This is a genomic window from Streptomyces sp. DH24 (genome assembly GCF_029813775.1).
Classification (GTDB): domain Bacteria; phylum Actinomycetota; class Actinomycetes; order Streptomycetales; family Streptomycetaceae; genus Streptomyces.
This window is the reverse complement of sequence record NZ_JARVKW010000031.1, coordinates 62,027-80,110: the sequence shown is the minus strand read 5'-3', so window position 1 is coordinate 80,110 and position 18,084 is coordinate 62,027. Positions and strand designations below refer to the sequence as shown.

Annotated in this window: 17 protein-coding genes and 2 pseudogenes; 8 read left to right on the top strand and 11 right to left on the bottom strand. The window is 72.8% G+C overall.

Annotation, left to right across the window (positions count from 1 at the left end; genetic code table 11):
• Window positions 1-160 precede the first annotated feature (160 nt).
• Window positions 161-448 (top strand): PT domain-containing protein, encoded by a 288-nt coding sequence (locus QC282_RS32425; protein WP_369293051.1) that lies wholly within the window; start codon window positions 161-163, stop codon window positions 446-448.
• Window positions 449-853: 405 nt separating this feature from the next.
• On the opposite strand, the pseudogene QC282_RS32420 reads toward QC282_RS32425, so the two are convergent.
• From QC282_RS32420 to QC282_RS23495, 6 genes and pseudogenes are all read right to left on the bottom strand, one after another.
• Window positions 854-1,237, bottom strand: a pseudogene (locus QC282_RS32420) (AAA family ATPase); the annotation flags it as partial.
• A gap of 215 nt (window positions 1,238-1,452) precedes the next feature.
• Window positions 1,453-2,376, bottom strand: a complete 924-nt coding sequence (locus QC282_RS23515; RefSeq protein WP_279551537.1) for an alpha/beta hydrolase — start codon at window positions 2,374-2,376, stop codon at window positions 1,453-1,455.
• A 194-nt stretch (window positions 2,377-2,570) separates the two neighbouring features.
• On the bottom strand, window positions 2,571-3,449 hold the full coding sequence (locus QC282_RS23510) for a carbohydrate ABC transporter permease (protein ID WP_279551529.1): 879 nt from the start codon (window positions 3,447-3,449) through the stop codon (window positions 2,571-2,573).
• Window positions 3,446-4,411, bottom strand: coding sequence for a sugar ABC transporter permease (locus QC282_RS23505; protein ID WP_279551528.1), 966 nt, complete (start codon window positions 4,409-4,411; stop codon window positions 3,446-3,448). Before QC282_RS23505 ends, QC282_RS23510 begins: the two co-directional genes overlap by 4 nt.
• Before the next feature lie 10 nt (window positions 4,412-4,421).
• Window positions 4,422-5,774 (bottom strand): ABC transporter substrate-binding protein, encoded by a 1,353-nt coding sequence (locus QC282_RS23500; RefSeq protein WP_279551527.1) that lies wholly within the window; start codon window positions 5,772-5,774, stop codon window positions 4,422-4,424.
• Window positions 5,775-5,828: 54 nt separating this feature from the next.
• On the bottom strand, window positions 5,829-7,334 hold the full coding sequence (locus QC282_RS23495; RefSeq protein WP_279551526.1) for an alpha-N-arabinofuranosidase: 1,506 nt from the start codon (window positions 7,332-7,334) through the stop codon (window positions 5,829-5,831).
• 236 nt (window positions 7,335-7,570) lie between these two features.
• Between QC282_RS23495 and QC282_RS23490 the strand changes: the two genes are divergently transcribed.
• Window positions 7,571-8,596, top strand: coding sequence for a LacI family DNA-binding transcriptional regulator (locus QC282_RS23490; protein ID WP_279551525.1), 1,026 nt, complete (start codon window positions 7,571-7,573; stop codon window positions 8,594-8,596).
• 79 nt (window positions 8,597-8,675) lie between these two features.
• Window positions 8,676-9,581 (top strand): Gfo/Idh/MocA family oxidoreductase, encoded by a 906-nt coding sequence (locus tag QC282_RS23485; RefSeq protein ID WP_279551524.1) that lies wholly within the window; start codon window positions 8,676-8,678, stop codon window positions 9,579-9,581.
• 152 nt (window positions 9,582-9,733) lie between these two features.
• Here the strand turns inward: QC282_RS23485 and QC282_RS23480 are convergent, their stop codons facing one another.
• Window positions 9,734-10,072, bottom strand: a complete 339-nt coding sequence (locus QC282_RS23480; protein WP_279551523.1) for a hypothetical protein — start codon at window positions 10,070-10,072, stop codon at window positions 9,734-9,736.
• A 125-nt stretch (window positions 10,073-10,197) separates the two neighbouring features.
• Entirely contained in the window at window positions 10,198-11,097 is a 900-nt protein-coding gene (locus QC282_RS23475) for a GNAT family N-acetyltransferase (RefSeq protein ID WP_279551522.1), read from the bottom strand.
• Between the two features lie 455 nt (window positions 11,098-11,552).
• Here QC282_RS23475 and QC282_RS23470 point away from each other — a divergent pair, with 455 nt between their 5' ends.
• The 3 genes from QC282_RS23470 to QC282_RS23460 all read left to right on the top strand — a co-directional run bounded on the left by QC282_RS23470 (window position 11,553) and on the right by QC282_RS23460 (window position 14,043).
• Entirely contained in the window at window positions 11,553-12,755 is a 1,203-nt protein-coding gene (locus tag QC282_RS23470; protein ID WP_279551521.1) for a beta-1,3-glucanase family protein, read from the top strand.
• 501 nt (window positions 12,756-13,256) lie between these two features.
• Entirely contained in the window at window positions 13,257-13,559 is a 303-nt protein-coding gene (locus QC282_RS23465; protein ID WP_279551520.1) for a hypothetical protein, read from the top strand.
• A 277-nt stretch (window positions 13,560-13,836) separates the two neighbouring features.
• On the top strand, window positions 13,837-14,043 hold the full coding sequence (locus QC282_RS23460; RefSeq protein ID WP_279551519.1) for a hypothetical protein: 207 nt from the start codon (window positions 13,837-13,839) through the stop codon (window positions 14,041-14,043).
• 83 nt (window positions 14,044-14,126) lie between these two features.
• On the opposite strand, the gene QC282_RS23455 is transcribed toward QC282_RS23460, so the two are convergent.
• Complete coding sequence (locus QC282_RS23455) at window positions 14,127-14,612, bottom strand: DUF5709 domain-containing protein (RefSeq protein ID WP_279551518.1); 486 nt, start codon at window positions 14,610-14,612, stop codon at window positions 14,127-14,129.
• 161 nt (window positions 14,613-14,773) lie between these two features.
• Window positions 14,774-16,213, bottom strand: a complete 1,440-nt coding sequence (locus tag QC282_RS23450) for a hypothetical protein (protein ID WP_279551536.1) — start codon at window positions 16,211-16,213, stop codon at window positions 14,774-14,776.
• A gap of 232 nt (window positions 16,214-16,445) precedes the next feature.
• On the opposite strand from QC282_RS23450, the gene QC282_RS23445 reads away from it, so the two are divergent.
• Window positions 16,446-17,108, top strand: a complete 663-nt coding sequence (locus tag QC282_RS23445) for a nucleoside/nucleotide kinase family protein (RefSeq protein WP_279551517.1) — start codon at window positions 16,446-16,448, stop codon at window positions 17,106-17,108.
• Between the two features lie 107 nt (window positions 17,109-17,215).
• Window positions 17,216-17,496, top strand: a pseudogene (locus tag QC282_RS23440) (phospholipid carrier-dependent glycosyltransferase); the annotation flags it as partial.
• 178 nt (window positions 17,497-17,674) lie between these two features.
• Here the strand turns inward: QC282_RS23440 and QC282_RS23435 are convergent.
• Window positions 17,675-18,079 (bottom strand): DUF3662 domain-containing protein, encoded by a 405-nt coding sequence (locus QC282_RS23435; protein WP_279551516.1) that lies wholly within the window; start codon window positions 18,077-18,079, stop codon window positions 17,675-17,677.
• Window positions 18,080-18,084 lie beyond the last annotated feature (5 nt).

The window sequence follows — 18,084 nt, the reverse complement described above, 5'->3', positions numbered from 1 at the left end:
CGAGCCCTCCGTCGACCGGCACGAGCACGGCTGGCACGTCCAGGTCACCGGCGCACCCGAGCCCCCCGTCGACCGGCACGAGCACGTCGGGCACGTCCAGGTCACCGGCGAACCCGAGCCCACCGTCGACCGGCACGAGCACATCGGGCACGTCCTCTTGATGCCGGGCCGCCCGGCTCTGCGGGACCGCTCCCCGGCCGGGCCCGCCGTCCTCCCCCGGCTGCCGCACGACCCGGCCCGCGAGCCCGGCGCCGGCGACCGGGTCGCGCGGCTCCCGCGCCGGCCCACCGGCCGGCCCGGTGTCCGCCCCACCGACCGCCCCACCGACCGCCCCACCGACCGCCCGGCCCACCGGCCCGGCCAGGCTCCGCGCCGCTCTGCGGGCGAGCCCGGCGTCGACGGCCGGGTCGTCCGAGTCCCGCAGGGCGGCGGCCACGGTCAGCAGTAAGTCGTGGGCGTCGGCCGGTACGTCGGCCAGGTGTGCCCCGGCCACCGCCGTCAGCGTCGCCGCGTCGGCCGCCGGCCGGGGCCGCGGGCGTCCGCCGCGCAGTTCGGCGGGCGACAGACGGCGGACGAGGGCGAGCAGGAGTGCCGGGTTGCCGCCTGCCTCCTCCAGCAGTTCCGCGCGGACGGAGGGGTCGACGCCGCCGCCCGTGACGTCGTCCAGCAGCGCGGAGGCCTGCGGCGGCGTCAGCGGGTCCAGACCCACGGTCGGCAGGCCGGCGAAGTCCCGGGCGGTCGCGCGGTGGGCGGCGAGGGTCAGCAGCAGGCCGACCCCGGTCACCGCGGGAAGGCACGCGCCGGCCCGGGCGAGCGCGGCCCGGGAGGGGCCGTCCCACCGGTGCGCGTCGTCCACGCACACCAGCAGCCGGCGTCCGGCGGCGGCGGCCCGCAGCGCGTCCAGCAGGGCCCCGGTCGCCGAGTCGGTGTCCACCGGGTGGGCGCGGGGAACCGTCCCGGCCCCGGCGAGCGCGGCGGCCTCGCGGATCAACTCCCTTACCCCTGCGAAGGGTTGGCGGTGTCCGGCCGGGCCGGTCGGCGAGTGGAGCACGGGCCCGGCCGTGAACGACTCGGCGGCGTGGGCGAGGAGGGCGGTGCGGCCGAGGCCGGGTTCCCCGGTCACGGCGAGGGCCGCGCCGCCGGTGGCGGTCCGGTCCAGCAGGGCGGACACCGCGCGCCGTTGGGTGCTCCGGCCGTGGAGCCGCGGTGCCGTCCTCACGGTCGTCTCTGCGGTCATTCCCGTGACGTTACTTGCGCGTAACGCAAGGCGGAAGCCGTACGTCCGCGGCAACCCGGCCCGGCATCCGCGCGGCCACCTGCGCTTTGGTGTCCGGGAGGCGGGCGCGGTCTGTGCCGGGGCCCAGTGCCGGCACTCCCCCGTGCTGCGCCGGCACAACGCCGACGGCGGTCGCGCTGGGCGCGACCGCCGCGTGGTGTGGTGCGGGTGGGGCGTCAGGAGGTGTGCGGGCAGTTGCCCCGGTACTCCTCGATGGTCAGGCTCGGCCGCGGGATCGGGCACAGGAACTGCTCGTAGCGGGTGTCGTTGTCGATGAACCGCTTGAGCCAGGAAATGCTGTACTTCGCGATCGTCGTGTTGTTGGAGTTCGGGGCGAAGTGGGTGGCGTTGTTCAGCTCCAGGTAGGCCCGGTCCAGGGTCGACGGGAGGGTGTTGTAGAACGGCTCCGCGTGCGACGAGACGGGGGCGACCGAGTCACCGTCGGCACCGATGATCAGCGTGGGCGTCCTGACCTCGGGCCAGGTCTTGTCGGTGTTCCAGGGGGTGAGCGGGATCGCCGCCTGGAGGGAGGGCCGGGACTTGACGGCCTCCAGCGTGCCGCCGCCGCCCATCGAGTGGCCCATGACGCCGAGGCGGGTGCTGTCGATCCGGCCGCGGACCGAGCTGCGCTCCGTCAGGTAGTCCAGCGCGGCGAGCAGCTGGCGGCCGCGCGAGTCCGGCTGGTCGTACCTGCTCAGCGTGTCGATGGTGAAGACCACGAAGCCCTGGGAGGCCAGGCGCGGGCCGAGCCAGGCCATCGAGGACTGGTCGGCGGTGAAGCCGGGCGAGACGACGACGGCGCCGAAGGTTCCGTCGGCGGTGCTGGTCGGGTAGTAGATGGTGCCGCCGCCGAAGCCGCTGACCGCGAGGGAGGACACGGTGGTGTCCGACACGGCGTACGGGCCGCGCAGCGCCTCGATGCTGGAGACGGTGGGCGCGGGGCCGCGCTCGTAGGGGTTGTCCGCGGCGTGGGCGCCCGGCCCCGTGAGGGTGGTGAGCCCGACCACCGCGGCGAGCGCCGCCGCCGCACCGGCGAGCCGGCCCGTCCGGCGGCGGGTGGCACGGTGCGGGGTGGGGAGGGGTGCGGCGCTGGACTGCAGGTGCTGCTGCACGACGAGTCGTCCTCTCTGTCGTGGCGAGCCGCCCGGCCGGCGTGAGCACTTGGGGACGACGCGGGACGCGTCGGTGACGCCGGCGGGCGCTGCCGTTTGGCTGGCCCTGACACTCTCGGGGCACAGCCCCGCCGCGGGGACCGGCAATATCACCGGTCTCCGCGGCACCCGGCCGCCGGCCCTCAGCCCTTCAGGCCGGAGCGCGACACCCCCTCGATGACCCAGCGCTGCGCCACCACGTACAGCAGGAGCACCGGGACGCTGGCGATGACCGCGCCGGCCATCAGCAGGTCGTAGTGGATGTTGTTGGCGTTCTGGAAGTTGGCCAGACCCGCCGGCAGGGTCAGCGACTCGGGGCTGAGCAGCACGTACAGCGGCCACAGGAAGTCGTTCCAGTTGGCGAGGAACGCCAGCAGGCCGAGGGTCGCCAGGGCCGGTCTGGTGAGCGGGAGCACCACCTTCACGAAGATCTGCCAGCGGTTGGCGCCGTCGATCTCCGCGGCCTCCTCCAGTTCGCCCGGCAGCGTGAGGAAGAACTGCCGCAGGAAGAACACGCCGAACGCGCTCGCCGCTCCCGGCACGATCACGGCGGGCAGGCTGTCGACCCAGGCCAGCTCGTTCACGATGAGGAAGTTGGGGATCAGCAGCACCATCGGCGGCACGAACAGCGTCGCCACCACGGCCGTGAAGATGGCGGTGCGTCCCCGGAACCGCATGCGCGCCAGCGCGTACGCGGCCGGGGTCGCCGTCACCAGCACGAGCAGGGTGTGGGCGGTCGCGGCGAGGACGCTGTTGAGCAGCCAGCGCAGCACGGGGCTGTCGCTCGCGCCGAGCACGGTGCGGTACGCCTCCAGCGTGGCCGGCGACGGGATCCACTGCGGGTCCGTGGCGCCCGCGTCGGGGCTGTTCTTGAAGGAGGTGACCAGCATGTACAGCAGCGGGCTGAGGTACAGGGCCGCCACCACCGCGAGGATCAGGTGCAGCAGGGAGCGGCGCAGCCGCCGCCGCGCGGCGTTGGCGGTCGCCCGTTCGGTGTCCGGCGGGGTGTCGGTGGCGGTCATCGGTCCTCCTGCCGCTCGCGGAAGATGCGGAAGACGAGCGCGCTGGCGGCCATGAGCGCGAGCGCGAGCACGAAGCTCATCGCCGACGCGGACCCCATCTCGAAGCGGCGCAGTCCGGTCTCGGCGATCAGGTAGATCGCCGTCTTGGTCTCGTCGGCCGGCGCGCCCGCGGTGATGAGGTACGACTGGCCGAACATGTTGGCCGAGGCGAGCAGCGTGGAGTTGACCACGAACAGCGCCACGGGTTTCAGGCCCGGCAGGGTGACGTGCAGGAAGCGCTGCCAGGCGTTCGCGCCGTCGACGCGGGCCGACTCGTACAGCTCCGCGGGGATGTCCTGGAGTCCGGCGAGGTAGATGACGGCGTTGAAGCCGAGCGTCCACCACACGGTGACGAGGACGAGCGCCCACCAGGCGGCCGGGGTGTCGGTGGTCCACTGGACGTCGTCGGGCAGCCCGAGCACGCCGAGGTAGTGGTTGACCATGCCGATGTTGCCGTCCAGCAGGAACCGCCACAGCAGGCCGACGACGGCCACGCCGAGGACGTACGGGGCGAAGTAGACCGCCCGGTACAGGTTCCGGCCGCGGAACCTGCCGTTCATCAGCAGGGCGACCAGCAGGGGCACGACGAGCAGGAAGGGCAGGGACAGCGCGGTGAAGATGCCGGTGGCGCGCATCGACTGCCAGAAGCGGGGCGCGTCCACGGAGTCGGGGTCGAACAGTTCCCGGTAGTTGTCCAGACCGAGGAACGGCTTCGCGGGCACGTTGATGTCCCAGGCGTGCAGGCTGATCCACAGCCCGTAGCCGATCGGTGCCACGACGAAGGTGAGGAACAGCACCAGATACGGCGCCATGAAAACGTAGGGGGTCCACCAGCGGTAACGGGCGGTGGCCCGGGGCGAGTCGCCGTCCCGGGCCTTGCCGGCCCGGGCGGCGGACGGCCGCGTGGTCAGCGGCTGCACCATGGGAGGGGCCTCACTTCGCGTACTTCTGCTTGTTCTCGGCGAGGACCTTGTTCGCGGTCCGTACGCCGTCGGCCAGGGCCTTGCCCGGGGACTGCTTGCCGAGGACGGCCTGCTGCACGGCCAGTTCGAGGGCCTTGGTCTGCACGTCGCCGAGGCCGGGCACGGCGGGCAGGAACCGGAACACGTCGACGTCAGCGGCGAGCGCGGTCTGCGGCAACTTCTTCACCTCGACGCCGGCGCGCACGCTGTTGCGGGCGGGGATCATGCCGGCCTGCGCCCACTCGGTGGACTTGGCGCTCATCTCGTCGATGAAGAACTTGGCCGCCTGCACCTTGTTCTTGTCGCGCCCCGCCTGCGAGGTCAGCACGAAGTTGTGGCTCGCCGTCCACACCGCGTCGGTGCCACCGATGACGGGCACCTTGGACATGCGCCAGGGCACGCTCTTCGCGGTGGACTTCAGGTCGTTGATCTGCCAGATGCCGTCCCAGGTGAAGGTCACCTTGTTGTTCTTGAAGGCGTTGTACTGGGCGTCCTGGGCGACCTGACCGGGGCTGTAGCCCTTGCGGACCTGCTCCACCATCCAGGCGAGGGCCTCCTCGGCCTCGGCGGAGCCCCACAGGGCCTTGGTGCCCTCCTCGTTGTACAGGTCGCCGCCGAACTGCCACACCAGGGTCATGAACATCAGGTGGGCGGGCCACTTGTTGGGCATCCAGAACGGGTGGGCGATCCCGGCGTCCTTCAGCTCGCCGAGGGCGCCCTCGAAGCCGTCGCGGTCGGTCGGGGCCTCGTCCAGGCCCGCCTTCTTCAGGTGGCCGGCGTTCCAGTAGTCGGCGAGGCAGTGCACGTCGAGCGGGACGCTGTAGCGCTTGTCGTCGTAGACGCCGGCCTGCCAGACCGCCGGGATGAAGTCCGACTCGGTCAGCTTCAGCGCCTCGACGACGTCGTCGAGCGGGATGAGGGTGCCGCGGGCGGCGAAGGTGGCGATCTGGTCGTTGTGCACGACCGCCACGTCCGGCCCCTTGCCGGCGGCGATCGCGGTGGGCAGCGCCGGGTACAGGTCGGCCCACTGCCGGGTGGTGTTCTTGACCTCGATCCGGCCCTCGTAGCGCTTGTTGAAGTCGCGGAGCATGGCCTGCATGTGCGGGCCGTCGCCGCCGGTGAAGCCGTTCCAGTACTCCAGGGTCACCTTGGGACCCTTGTACTCGCCGCCGCTGAAGGTGGGCGCCGAGTCGGCGCCGCCCTCGTCCGAGCCGATCTTGGTGCCGCCGCTGCACGCCGTGAGGAGTCCCGCCGCGGCTGCGGCCGAGGCACCCAGCAGAGTTCTGCGGGAGAGCGGGGAGTTGGGGATCGCGGTGGTGCGCATGTTGTGCTCCTCGGGAGTGGGCCCGTGGCCGGGCCCGGGTGCGGTGGGTTCGGGTCAGCGGGTGGTGAGGCGGATCATGGTCCAGGACACGGGCGGCAGTTCGACGGTGAGTGTGCCGTCGTCGGGCTTGGTCCCGTCCACCTGGCGGGGCCGGACCCGGTCGGGCTGCTCGGCGGTGTTGACGGCGGTGGTGTCCTCGTCGTGCAGCACCAGGTGCTCCACGACCCGGGCGCCCGGGAAGGCCCGCACGTCGGCGGCGAGCCGCAGCGGCTCGGTGCGGCCCCGGTTGACGGCGAACAGCACGACGTCGCCGGTCTCCTCGTCGTGGGTGGCGGTCGCCCACAGCGCGGGCACCTCGCCGTACTTGGCGGTGTCGACCACCGGCGAGTCCGGCTCGACCCGCAGCACGGTGCCGCGCGCGTACCGTGCCGTCTGCGCGAACGGGTGGAAGATCGTCTGGCGCCAGGCCGGTCCCTGCGGGCGGGTCATGACGGGCCCGATCACGTTGGCGAGCTGCGCCTGGCAGGCCGCGCCCACCCGGTCGGCGTGCCGCAGCAGCGTGACGAGGAGACTGCCGACGACGACGGCGTCGGTGACGTCGTAGACGTCCTCGATGAGTTCGGGGGCCGGGCGCCAGTCCAGGGAGGCCTCGCCGCCGAAGCGGCTCTGGCGCCAGACGTTCCACTCGTCGAACGACAGCTTGACCTTCTTGTCGCTGCGCACCTTGGCGCCGACGTGGTCGGCGGTGGCGGTGATCGCGGAGATCATCCGGTCCATCTCGGCGCCGCTGGCCAGGAAGGAGTCGACGTCGCCGCCGGCCGGGTCGTAGTAGGCGTGCAGGGACACGTAGTCGACGAACTCGTAGGTGTGCTCCAGCACGGTCGCCTCCCAGGAGGCGAAGGTGTCGATGTACGCATTGGAGCTGCCGCACGCGACCAGTTCCAGCGAGGGGTCGAAGCGCTTCATGGCGCGGGCGGTCTCGGCGGCGACCCGGCCGTACTCGTGGGCCGTCTTGTGCCCCATCTGCCAGGGCCCGTCGAGTTCGTTGCCCAGGCACCACATGCGCACGTCGTGCGGCTGCTCCACGCCGTGCGAACGGCGCAGGTCCGAAAGGGTCGTGCCGGACGGGTAGTTGGTGTACTCCAGCAGGTCGAGGGCCTCGGCGGTGCCGCGGGTGCCGAGGTTGAGGGCCATCATCGGCTCGACGCCCGCCTTGGCGGCCCAGGCCATGAACTCGTTGAGCCCGAAGGCGTTGGACTCGATGCTGCGCCAGGCCAGGTCGAGGCGGCGCGGGCGCTCCTCGCGGGGGCCGACGCCGTCCTCCCAGCGGTGGTTGGAGACGAAGTTGCCGCCGGGGTAGCGCACCGTGGTGACGCCGAGCTCGCGCACCAGGTCCAGCACGTCGGTGCGGAAGCCGTCCTCGTCGGCGGCGGGGTGGTCCGGTTCGTAGATCCCGGTGTAGACGCACCTGCCCATGTGCTCGACGAACGAGCCGAACAGTCGTCGGTCGACGGACCCTACGCGGAAGGCCGGGTCCACGGTGAGGCGGGCGGTGGTCATGAAGCGTGACTCCCTGATCTGGTGCGACGGGCAGCCGCGCGGTCTCGAGAACCGGGCGCGGCAGGAGTACGATTACATCGTTGAAACAGCGTGGTAAATACCTGCGGCAATGATCCCTCGAAAAAGTTTCGACACCCCTCGGACCAGGGGCGGCGCACGTTGCGGACGTCCCGTGTGCGACGGTGAGACGTGTCGCGGGCAGGGAGCACCCCCGCGGGTGCGGTGGAGGTGATCAGGTGGGGGCGAGTCTGAAGGACGTCGCGGCGCTGGCCGGGGTGTCCGTGAAGACGGTGTCCAACGTTGTCAACGGCTATACGTACGTCTCGCCGACGACGCGCGAGAAGGTGGAGCGGGCCCTGGCGGAGCTGGACTACCGGCCCAACCTGTCGGCCCGCAACCTGCGCCAGGGCCGCACGGGCGTGATCGCCCTGGCGCTGCCCGAGCTGGACGCCCCCTACTTCGCCGAGCTGACCCGGTTCGTGATCGAGGCGGCGTCCGAGCGGGGCTGGACCGTGCTCATCGAGCAGACCGACGGGCTGCCGGACCGCGAGCGGGAAGTCCTGGACGGGGTGCGCGAGCAGCGCATCGACGGGCTGATCTTCAGCCCCATCGCGGTGGGCCGCGAGGAACTGTCGGCCCGCACGGACACGACCGCGCTGGTGCTCCTGGGCGAGCGGGTGCTGGACGGGCCGACCCATCACGTCGCCATCGACAACCAGCGCGCCGCCCGCGAGGTCACCGAGCACCTGATCGCGCTCGGGCACACCCGCATCGCCGCCATCGGCCGCCAGGAGAACCCCAGCGCGAACACCGCCCACCTGCGGCTCGCCGGCTACCGCGAGGCGCTGCGCACGGCGGGCCTCGCCTACGACGAGCGTCTGGCCCCGGCGACGGCCTCCTACCACCGTGCCGACGGTGCCCGGCTGATGCGGGAGTTGCTCGACCTGCCCGAGCCGCCGCAGGCCGTGTTCTGCTGCAACGACCTGCTGGCGCTCGGCGCGCTGCGCACCGCCCTGTCGTCCGGGCTGCGGGTACCGCAGGACGTGGCCGTGGCGGGCTTCGACGACATCGAGGACGGCCGCTACAGCACGCCCACGCTCACCACGGTCTCCCCCGACAAGGCGCAGATCGCCCGGGTGGCCGTCGACATGCTCGACGCCCAGATAAACGGCCCCCGCCGCAAGGGCCGCCGTCTGCCGGACGCCCGGGAGGTGGCGGCGGACTACCGGCTGATCGTGCGGGAGAGCACGGGCGTGGCGTGACGCCCGGCCCTTTACGATCGGCGTGGACTTCCGCCCCGGCACGGCCGTGGCACCGATTTCCCCCCGGAAAGGCGACGACATGCGCATCGGACTGCTCGGCACCGGCCCCTGGGCCCGGATCGCTCACGCGCCCGCCCTGAGCACGCACGAAGGGCTGGACTTCGCCGGCGTGTGGGGACGGCGCCCCGCCGCGGCGAAGGAGGTCGCCGACGCGCACGGCACGCGCGCGTACGAGGACGTGGACGCGCTGCTGGCCGACGTGGACGCCGTCGCCGTGGCGCTGCCCCCGGACGTTCAGGCGGAGCTCGCGGTGCGGGCGGCGCGTGCCGGGTGCCATCTGCTGCTCGACAAGCCGCTCGCCCTGACGGTGCCGCAGGGGCGGGCCGTGGTCGACGCGGTCCGGGAGGCGGGGGTCGCCTCGGTGGTCTTCTTCACGACGCGTTTCCAGCCGGAGCCCGAGGCGTGGATCGCCGAACAGGCCGGGCGCGGGGGCTGGTTCACGGCGCGGGCGGAGTGGCTCGGCGCGGTCTTCACCGGCGACAGCCCGTTCGCGACGCCGTGGCGGCGGGAGATGGGCGCGCTGTGGGACGTCGGCCCGCACGCCCTGTCGGTGCTGCTGCCGGCGCTCGGCGACGTACGCCGCGTGGCCGCCGCCGCGCCCGGCCCCGGCGACACGGTCCACCTCGTCCTGGAGCACGCCGACGGCGCGTCGAGCACGGTGACCCTGAGCCTCACGGCCCCGCCCGCCGCGGCCGGTGCGACGGTGGAACTGCGCGGCGAGGCCGGCGTGCAGCTGATGCCGCAGAGCACGGAAGGCCCGGTCCCGGCGCTGGTCCGGGCGGCGGACGCCCTGCTCGCCGCCGCCCGGACGGACACCCCCCACCCGTGCGACGCGGTGTTCGCCCTGCGGGTCACGGAACTGCTCACCCAGGCGGCGGCCCTGCTGGACGGAAGCGCCGGGCAGGGCGCTGCGGCCCGGCCGTGAAGACGCGGCCGAACGCGCCGGCGGCGTAGCCACGGCGAAGTGCTCGGGGTCCGTGCCCATCGCTGGGCGAAGGACGAGGGGTACGTCGGGGGTGCGGGGGCGTCGTCCGAGGTGGGCGGCGGTCTCTGTCCGTGGCGGACGCCGGGTCGTCTCTAGGCGGTGTCCGGCGCGTCGTGGGGCACGTCGCTCCAGCGGAACCACGCCTGGTCCCCGTCGATGTGCAGCAGGAACTCGGGGACCGGGCCGTCCGGTGAGGAGAGCGTGACCCGGCGTCTGATCTCGTCGTAGGCCGCCTCCCACTCCGTCCAGTGGTCGTCGTCGTCCCGTTCCGTCAGGGCGAGTTCGCGGGCGAACAGCTCCCGCACGCCGTCGTAGGCGGGGCCGGGGACGAAGCGGCCCGACAGCCACGGGAAGTCGGCCTCCTCGATCAGGATCTCCCCGACCGATTCGGTGCCGCAGCGCACCTGCCAGACGTCGCCCTCGAACCCCATCCGTACCTCCGTCGTCCGCGCCGGATCACTGTGCGCGCTCCGGTGTCCGCTGCTCGGGCCAGCATCGCACCGCCCACTGACAGGCGGCCCGGACCGGGTCCGGGCCGCCGCTCTCGTGTCGCGGGTTACCGGGCCGGCCGCTTCACATGGAAGTTGAGGCGTTCCTTGACCACCGGGTAGCCGGCCTTGGCGAAGTTCGCGGCCATGGGGAAGTTGCCCCGGTCCGTGCCGGCGGCGACGAACCGCGCGCCCCGCTCGGCCAGGAAGTGCGTGCACTCGGCCAGCAGGTCGTAGGCATAGCCGTGGCCGCGGTGTTCCGGCAGGACGCCGATGAAGCCGACGCACGGGCCGGAGGGGTTGTGCGCCGGGATGTGGATGCCGACCGGCTCACCGTCCGGGGTGCGGGCGATCTGCCACCACTCGCGCGGTGAGGGGCACCAGTGGAAGAAGTCGAGTTCCTCCTGGGCCGCCAGGTCGATTCCGCCCTCGGCAATGGCCCGCTGGGCGTGGGCGTCCAGGGTGACGGAGTGGATGCGGCGCAGCGCGTCGAGGAACACCGCGTCGTCCGGCTCCGGTCCGAACACCAGGCGCCCGGGCCGACCGGGCAGCCCGCACTCGGGGGTCCAGCGGTAGATGTAGCGCTCGACGAGGAGTTCGTAGCCCGCCGCGTGGGCGGCGTTGACGCGTGTCCCGGCCGCGGCGCGCAGCGTGGGGTCGGTGCGCCAGTCCTCGGGGAGGTTGAGTTCGATCTCGGCCTGCCAGGGGGCGGTCCGCAGGAGTTCGGCTCCCGCTTCCTCCTCTCCCTCGGCCACGTCGAACCAGTTCAGGACGACCGGCTCGGTGTCGTCGGGCCCGCCCCACCAGGCGCCGCGGGCGACGACCGTGCCGTCGCGCAGGGCGACGCGCTTCCAGTCGGGGCGGTGCCGGGTGAGCCGGTGCCCCTCGGCGGTGCCCAGCGGGTCGGGCATGGCGTCGAAGAGGTGTGCGTCGCTCGCGTCGAGGGCGCGGATGACCGTGTCGGTCATGGTGGAGTCCTCCGGGGTGCTGCTGCGTGAAGCGCTCCCGGTCGGTCAGACGTGGCACGCCGGGTGAACAGGGAGGGAGCGCCGGGGACTGGTGAACCGCACGGCTGCCTCCTTCCGTCGCTCTCGGGGCGTGGCGGCCAACGGTACGGGCCTCCGGGCGGGTGGTCCACCGGTTTTCCGGCGCCGGACCGGCGACCTCCGTGGAGCGCTCTCCGCGTCACTTAAAGGAGCCTTAATGGGCGGTTAAGCGCTCGGCGGTTTGCTTCGGAATGACCCAAGTGACCGTCCTCCAAAGGGACTTCATCGGCTTGCGGCCTGTTGGCCGAGGCGGGGCCGGGGCGTAGCATCGGGGCCCCGTGGCGGCGTCACCCGCTTTCTGAGAGCGCTCTCTTCGGCTCGTGCGCTGCCCGGGAACAGCTTCACAGCGTCGTAGATCCCCCCAGGAGACCCCCCACATGACTCCTCGTCACCAGCGCACGGTCGGCCGTCGCAAAGTCCTCTTCGCCCTCGGTGGCGCGGCGGTGGCCGCCCCCGTCGTCGCCGCGATCGCCCCCCACGCCCTCGCGGACCCCGCCCCGAAGTCCGGCACGAAGGCCGCCGCCGGCCCCCTCCCCCTGACGATCGTCAACAACAGCGGTGCCTTCGACAACGCGAACGTCCACGTCTACATCGTGGGCAACCAGGACGGGAAGCAGGTACGGGTCACTCCCGAGGGCACCCTCGCGCCCATCTCCCTGTCGGACAACGGCCCCGACGGCTTCACCGACTACGCGCTCAGCCTGTCCGGCAGCGGCGAGACCCGGCTGTCCCTGCCGTACATGTCGGGCCGGATCTACGTCGCGCTCGGCGCGAAGCTCAAGTTCAAGGCCGTCGCGGACGGCAACGGCAACGCCGCGCTGCAGTACCCGGCGGGCTGGGTGACCTCGGACCCGAACTACGGCGTGCTGCACGACTGCGCCGAGTTCACGTACAACACGGCCGGCATGTTCTGCAACACGACCATGGTCGACATGTTCAGCGTGCCGCTCGCCATCCGGCTCACCGGCTCCAAGGACCAGACGACCGGCACGATCCGCGAGGGCGGGCGGGACGCCGCGTTCGCCGCCGTCAAGCAGGTCGAGGAGTTCTCGCGCCTGGTGGTCGACGACACCCGCATCATCGCGCCCGGCCACGGCCTGGACGCCGGGCTGTTCCCGGACGACTACTTCGCGCCGTACATCGACGAGGTGTGGAGCACGTACACCGGCAAGGACCTCACGGTCACCACCAACGCGGGGACCTTCACCGGGCGGGTGCGCGCGGACCGGTTCACCTTCGACGGCCCCGCCCAGGTGGGCTTCGACAAGCCGTCCACCCGGGACGTGCTGTTCTGCGACGGCAAGCTGGCCGCGCCCAACGACGGCACGACCGGCCCCGTGGCCGCCGTGCTCGGCGCCGGCTTCAACCGCACCACCCTGATCAGCCACCCGGCGCAGCCGACGACCGACGCCGCGACCTTCTACGGCACCGACCTCACCAACCACTACTCCAAGGCGGTGCACGCGGCCACGGAGGACGGCAGGGCCTACGGCTTCGCCTTCGACGACGTCGCCGACTTCGCCTCGTACATCCAGGACACGGCCCCCACGGGCTTCCGGCTGACGCTCACTCCGTTCTAGACCGGCCCGGCGGCACCACACCGGGACAGCACAACGGCGCCCCGCGGATACCCTGCGGGGCGCCGTTCGCGCGTGGGTGGACGTCGCCCGCAACGGCGCCTTCCTCCCGCCGCGCGTTGCGCCGACGACGGGACGCCGTCAGCCCGCTCGGCGCCTTCGCCGACCGGCCCTAACCCAACTGGGCGACGCCGCCACCACCCGTACGCGTCACCGCCCGCACCACTCGTCCCGCTCGCACACAGAAGGGCGACCGGTGCCCTTGGCCGCCGCGCACATCATGCCCGTGACCAGCACCTTCACACCGAACCGAGCCCACTGGGCACCATCGCCGCGGAGCCGTCCGCCCGACGGGCGTCAAGGGCGGTGACGCCCGTCGGGAGCAATGACTTTTCGGGGCGATTAGCGCGTTGAAGTGCAAATCGATCGACCACGACATAGCGTCATGGATCGTAACGTTTCGTCGATGACGAAACACGCCATCTAGACCGAAAAGGGTATGTAATGCGCAAGCTTCCCAAGGCTGCCCTTGCGGCTGCAATGATCGGCAGCCTCACCATGGCCGGGGCGGGCATTGCCTCTGCCGGCGAAAACGGCTCGGGCGAGGACGGCGACGTCAGGGCGTGCGTGCAGGTGGCTGAGGCGAACAACTCGGAGGGCCTCATCAACCTCCCGATCAACCTCGCCCTCCTGGGCAACGTGCAGGAGACGACCACGATCCAGCAGGTCTGCAACAACGGCGACAAGAGCCACGTCGCGAACGTCGCCGAGATCGGCGCGGAGCAGACGCAGGATGGCCTTCTGTAGCACTGAGCGGCCGACACCGGGAAGCCCCCGGACTCCGAAGCCTTCGGAGTCCGGGGGCTTCCTCCCGCCAGGACTGGTCACGGACCTCGCCCATCGCACGGTTTTGACCGCCGTCACTCGCCCCGCGACGGCCTCCCCGCCACGCATCGGAGCCGTCCGCTCCCCCGTGGCACCCGTGCTTCCGGATGCACTACGCGCTCCGGCGTTGAATGGTGATAGCGGACCCGATGACCGCATCGGGACCGCTACAGCGATCCGGACCCGAGGAGCAGAGATCATGTCGACGTCACAGCCCGACGCGTCCCGGCCGCCCGAGGACCGCACCACCCCGGACGGCCTGCTCCACGCCCGCACCGGCACCGAGGTGTCACCGGAGGACCTGGTACTGGCCGCGGGCCGGGACCTCACCCCCCGCAACCTGGAATGGGCCAAGCGCAAGCTGGCGGCGGAGGGCCCCGCGGCCCTCGACAAGCTGCTGCCCTGACCCCGGCAACCCCTGCACGCGGGGAGCCCGCCGGGCCGTGGCTCGGCGGGCTCCCCGGGACGGTGCGTCCGCGGGACGGCGCGTCAGGTGTCCCGCTCGTCCGGCAGCGCCGTCTCGTCCTCCACGACGTGCATGGCGGCCTCCTCCGCGCCCGCGGCACCCCCGTCGATGCCCACGTCGGCGGCGACGGCCTCCTTCGTGGTGTCCGTGTGCGCCCCCTCGTCCGGGGCCACCAGCCGTCCGGCGCGCTCCGTGCCCGCCTCGGGGTCGACCGGTTCGCCCTCGCCGCCCGGCAGGTCGCCCACGCCGTCCCCGGCGGGCGCGTACTCCTCGGGCTGCTCCTGGGCGAGCCGCTCGTCCAGGGTCTCGCCCTCGTGCTGCTCGGCGGCGGTGGTGCCGTGCCTGGTCACGCCGAGGGGCTTCTCCGGCGGGGAGTAGCCCTCGTCCAGCGTGTCGTCGTAGGTCCGTTCGTCGACGGCGTCCTGCATGTCGAGGGGCGCGGCGTCCTCCTGCTCCTCGTTGGTCCCGGTGGGCTGGTACGCGTCGTCCGCCATCGGTTCCGTGCCCATGTGTGCCTCCCTGGGGCGCTGCGTCGACTCGTGTCGTGCGGTATGTCCTGATCCGCGTTTCCCGATGCGCGGCCCCTAACCTCGGCGGGTCCCGACGGCGCGGGTGACACCCGTCTCCCGCAGGCTCCCCGTCTCCGTGAACGCCGCCACCGGCAAGGCCCTCACCGAGGGACGGGCGCCACGTACACCCGCAGGTCCTCCACCCGGTGTCGGGTCCAGTCGCGGGCGTAACCGGCCGGGATGCCGCCCGGCACCGTCAGGTGGGCGACCGGGATGCGGCGCGCGGTGCCCCGGATCTCGGCGACGGTGGAGTTGGCGTTGTTGCCCCTGGTCGCGGCCGAGGCGCAGCCGGAGTAGTAGCCGATCGGGATGGCCTCGTGCCCGGTGAGCAGGCAGGGCGGCCGGACGCCCAGCCGGTGCAGGCCGGCGGCGGTGCGGGTCCAGGCCTCGCGGTCGGCGGTGTTGCGGCCGACGGTGTGCGCGAGGACGGCGTACTGCACGGCCAGGTGCCCGGCCAGCCCGATCGCGACCAGTGCCACGGAAGCCGTACGCCATCGGCCGCGCGGCGCGGTGACCAGGTGCCGCAGCGCGTCCGCGACGGCGAGGGCCAGCAGGGCGTAGGCGGGCAGCAGGAAGCGGGGCGCCGCGTAGCCGATCATGAACAGGTACGGCACGGCGGCGGTGGTGGCGCAGGCCAGCGGGACCAGGGTGCGCGCGGCGCGCCCGGCGCGGATCGCGACGGCCAGCCCGAGGGCGGCCAGCACCGGCAGCGCGAACCACCACAGCGCCAACGCCGGGTGCGGCAGCGATCCGACGCACGGCCGGCACAGCGCCCGTCCGCCGAGGCTGCGCATCTGGTCGTCGACGGCGAAGTACCAGCCGAGGTGGCCCTGGACGCGGGAGGCCTCGTTGAGGCGTTCGGTGAGGCCGCCGAAGCCGACGTAGGCCTCGATCACCCACTCGGCGGCCCCGGCCGCGAGGCTCCCGAGGAGCACGAGCAGGGTGCGCCAGTGGCGGGCGGCGACGGCGAGGACGAGCAGCGGAACGGTCACCCACACGGCGTCCATGGGCCTCATCAGGGCCATCAGCAGTGCGCCGCCGGCGACGCCCCACAGGGCGGCGCGGTCGGCGCGGGCCCGCAGGAAGCACCCGACGCAGATCAGGGCTCCGAACGCGACCCAGAGGTTCGGCATCGCCTGCGGGCCGTAGAACAGGGTGATCCACAGGGAGGCGAACAGCGCGCCCGCGGCGGCCAGTACGCGGGGCGGGAACAGCCCGCGCCAGGCGCGCAGGGCGAGGTAGAGAGCGACACCGGAGAGCACGGCTAGGTAGACGCGCAGCAAGGGCGTGGACGTCGACCAGGATGCGACCGGCGCCACGAGCAGGGTGACGCCGCGGGAGCGCGGCGCGCTGAAGAACGCCGCCGGCGACTGGGGACTGACCTGGCTGACGTACACGGTCTCGTCCCAGCCGAGGCCCAGGCCGGGGCGTACGAGAACGAGTTGGGCCAGCGTGAACAGGGCGGCCACCGCCATGAGCAGGCGGGTGCCGTGTTCCCGGCGGGGCACGCCGGGTTGGCTCGCCGGTGCGTGTCGTCGCATCGCCACGAGGATGGCGTCGGTGCCACCGGCCATCGTCCACCCCTCTACTGGGTACGTCGTAGGATTTCTCGCCCTTTGGAAGGACTGAGGGCGAATTGCGGGGAAATCACCGTCAAGCTAACTCCGCTGTGCGGGGCGCGTCGCGCGGGATTCGGCCAGGTGCCCCACAGTCCCGTCCCGCGTGCGGCTTCCGGCGTTCCGGCTCCGGGGCGCCGGATGCCACACTCTGCGTGTGCCGCTGACTTTCGACGATCTCCTCAGCCGGGCCCGTGCCCTGCCCCGTGCCGGGCGGCGCGCGGTCCTCGGCGTCACGGGCAGCCCCGGCGCGGGCAAGACGACGCTGGCCGAGCATCTGGTGCGGGCCCTGAACGGGGACGGCGACCCCTGGGTCGCGCACGTCCCCATGGACGGCTTCCATCTGGCGGACGCCGAGCTGGAGCGGCTCGGCCGCCGCGACCGCAAGGGCGCCCCCGACACCTTCGACGCGGCCGGGTACGCGGCCCTGCTGCGGCGGCTGCGCGAGGAGCCGTACGACGACGTGGTGTACGCGCCCGGCTTCGAACGCGTGCTGGAGCAGCCGGTCGCGGGCGCCGTCCCGGTGCCGCCGGCGGCCCGGCTGGTGGTGACGGAGGGCAACTACCTGCTGCTGGACGACGGCGCCTGGCCGCGGGTGCGGGCACAGCTCGACGAGGTGTGGTTCTGCGAGCTGGACGAGGAGGAGCGCGTCCGGCGGCTGGTCGCCCGGCACGAGGAGTTCGGCAAGGCCCACGACGAGGCGGTGGCCTGGACGCTGGGCACCGACCAGCGCAACGCCGACCTGGTCGCCGCGACCCGGGACCGCGCCGACCTCGTCGTGCCGGCGGCCGCGCTGCCGTGCCTGGACGCCCGCGCCTGAGAGAGTGCCGCAATGAACTCCGGCCGGTCGCGGGCCGTATCCGTCGGTGCGACGGAAGGCGGCGGACGACGGCAGGTGATCGTCGGCGCGGGTGCGCGCTCGCCGGTGCGCGCCTGGATTCCGTGTTCACCGGCGATCAGGGGGCGCTGGGGCGGCACCTGCTGGACGAGTCCGGCAACGGCCCGTGGCTGCTGATGCTCTGGGCGCGTCTTCCGGTGATCGCGCTGACGCTGCTGTTCGGGCTGGTGGTGTTCGCCTGCGCCCGGTAAGTGGCCGACGCGTGCGCCGGGTTGGCGGCCCTCCCGGGGCCCTCGCGCTGTACGCCTTCTCCGCCGATGTCGTCGCGCACGGCTCGCCGGCGACGCTCGACGTGCCCGCCGCCGGTTTCGGCACCGACGCGTCCGACCCCCGGAAGGTGCCCGCCCGTCAGGTACGGGGGCTGCTCGCCGTGCCGGACTCGGCCGCCGGCAGGGCGACGGGCCGGCCGGCCGCGCTGCTCGCCGGCGCCCGCCTGGCCGACGACGTCGGCCACTCGATCACGATTTACCGCCGCTGACGCCCGCCGGTCACCCGCTCCCGGGGTCCGGAATGCCGTCCGCGCTGACGTGCGACATGACGGCGCTGGCCACGCGGTAGCGGCCGTTGGGCACGTGCGAGGACCGGGTGACGTGCACCGTGAGGGGTCCCGGCCAGGTGTATCCCCGCTGTTCGCCGTGCCGGGCCAGACTGTCGGTGAGCGCCTGGTCCACCCGGCTGCCGCGGCGGGCGAGTTCGTCGTGCACGGCGCGGTCGAGTTCGACGGCGTACACGTTGGGGGCCATCTTCCGGCCCTCGGCGCAGACCAGGGCGTTGCTGTCGCACTCCTCCCGCAGCGCGTCGAGGAGTTCGACCGGTTCCTTGTCCAGGAGGCGGGCCCACAGGGCCTCCCATCGGTCTTCCAGGGCTTGTTCCAGCGCGGTGAGCGCGCTCATGTGGT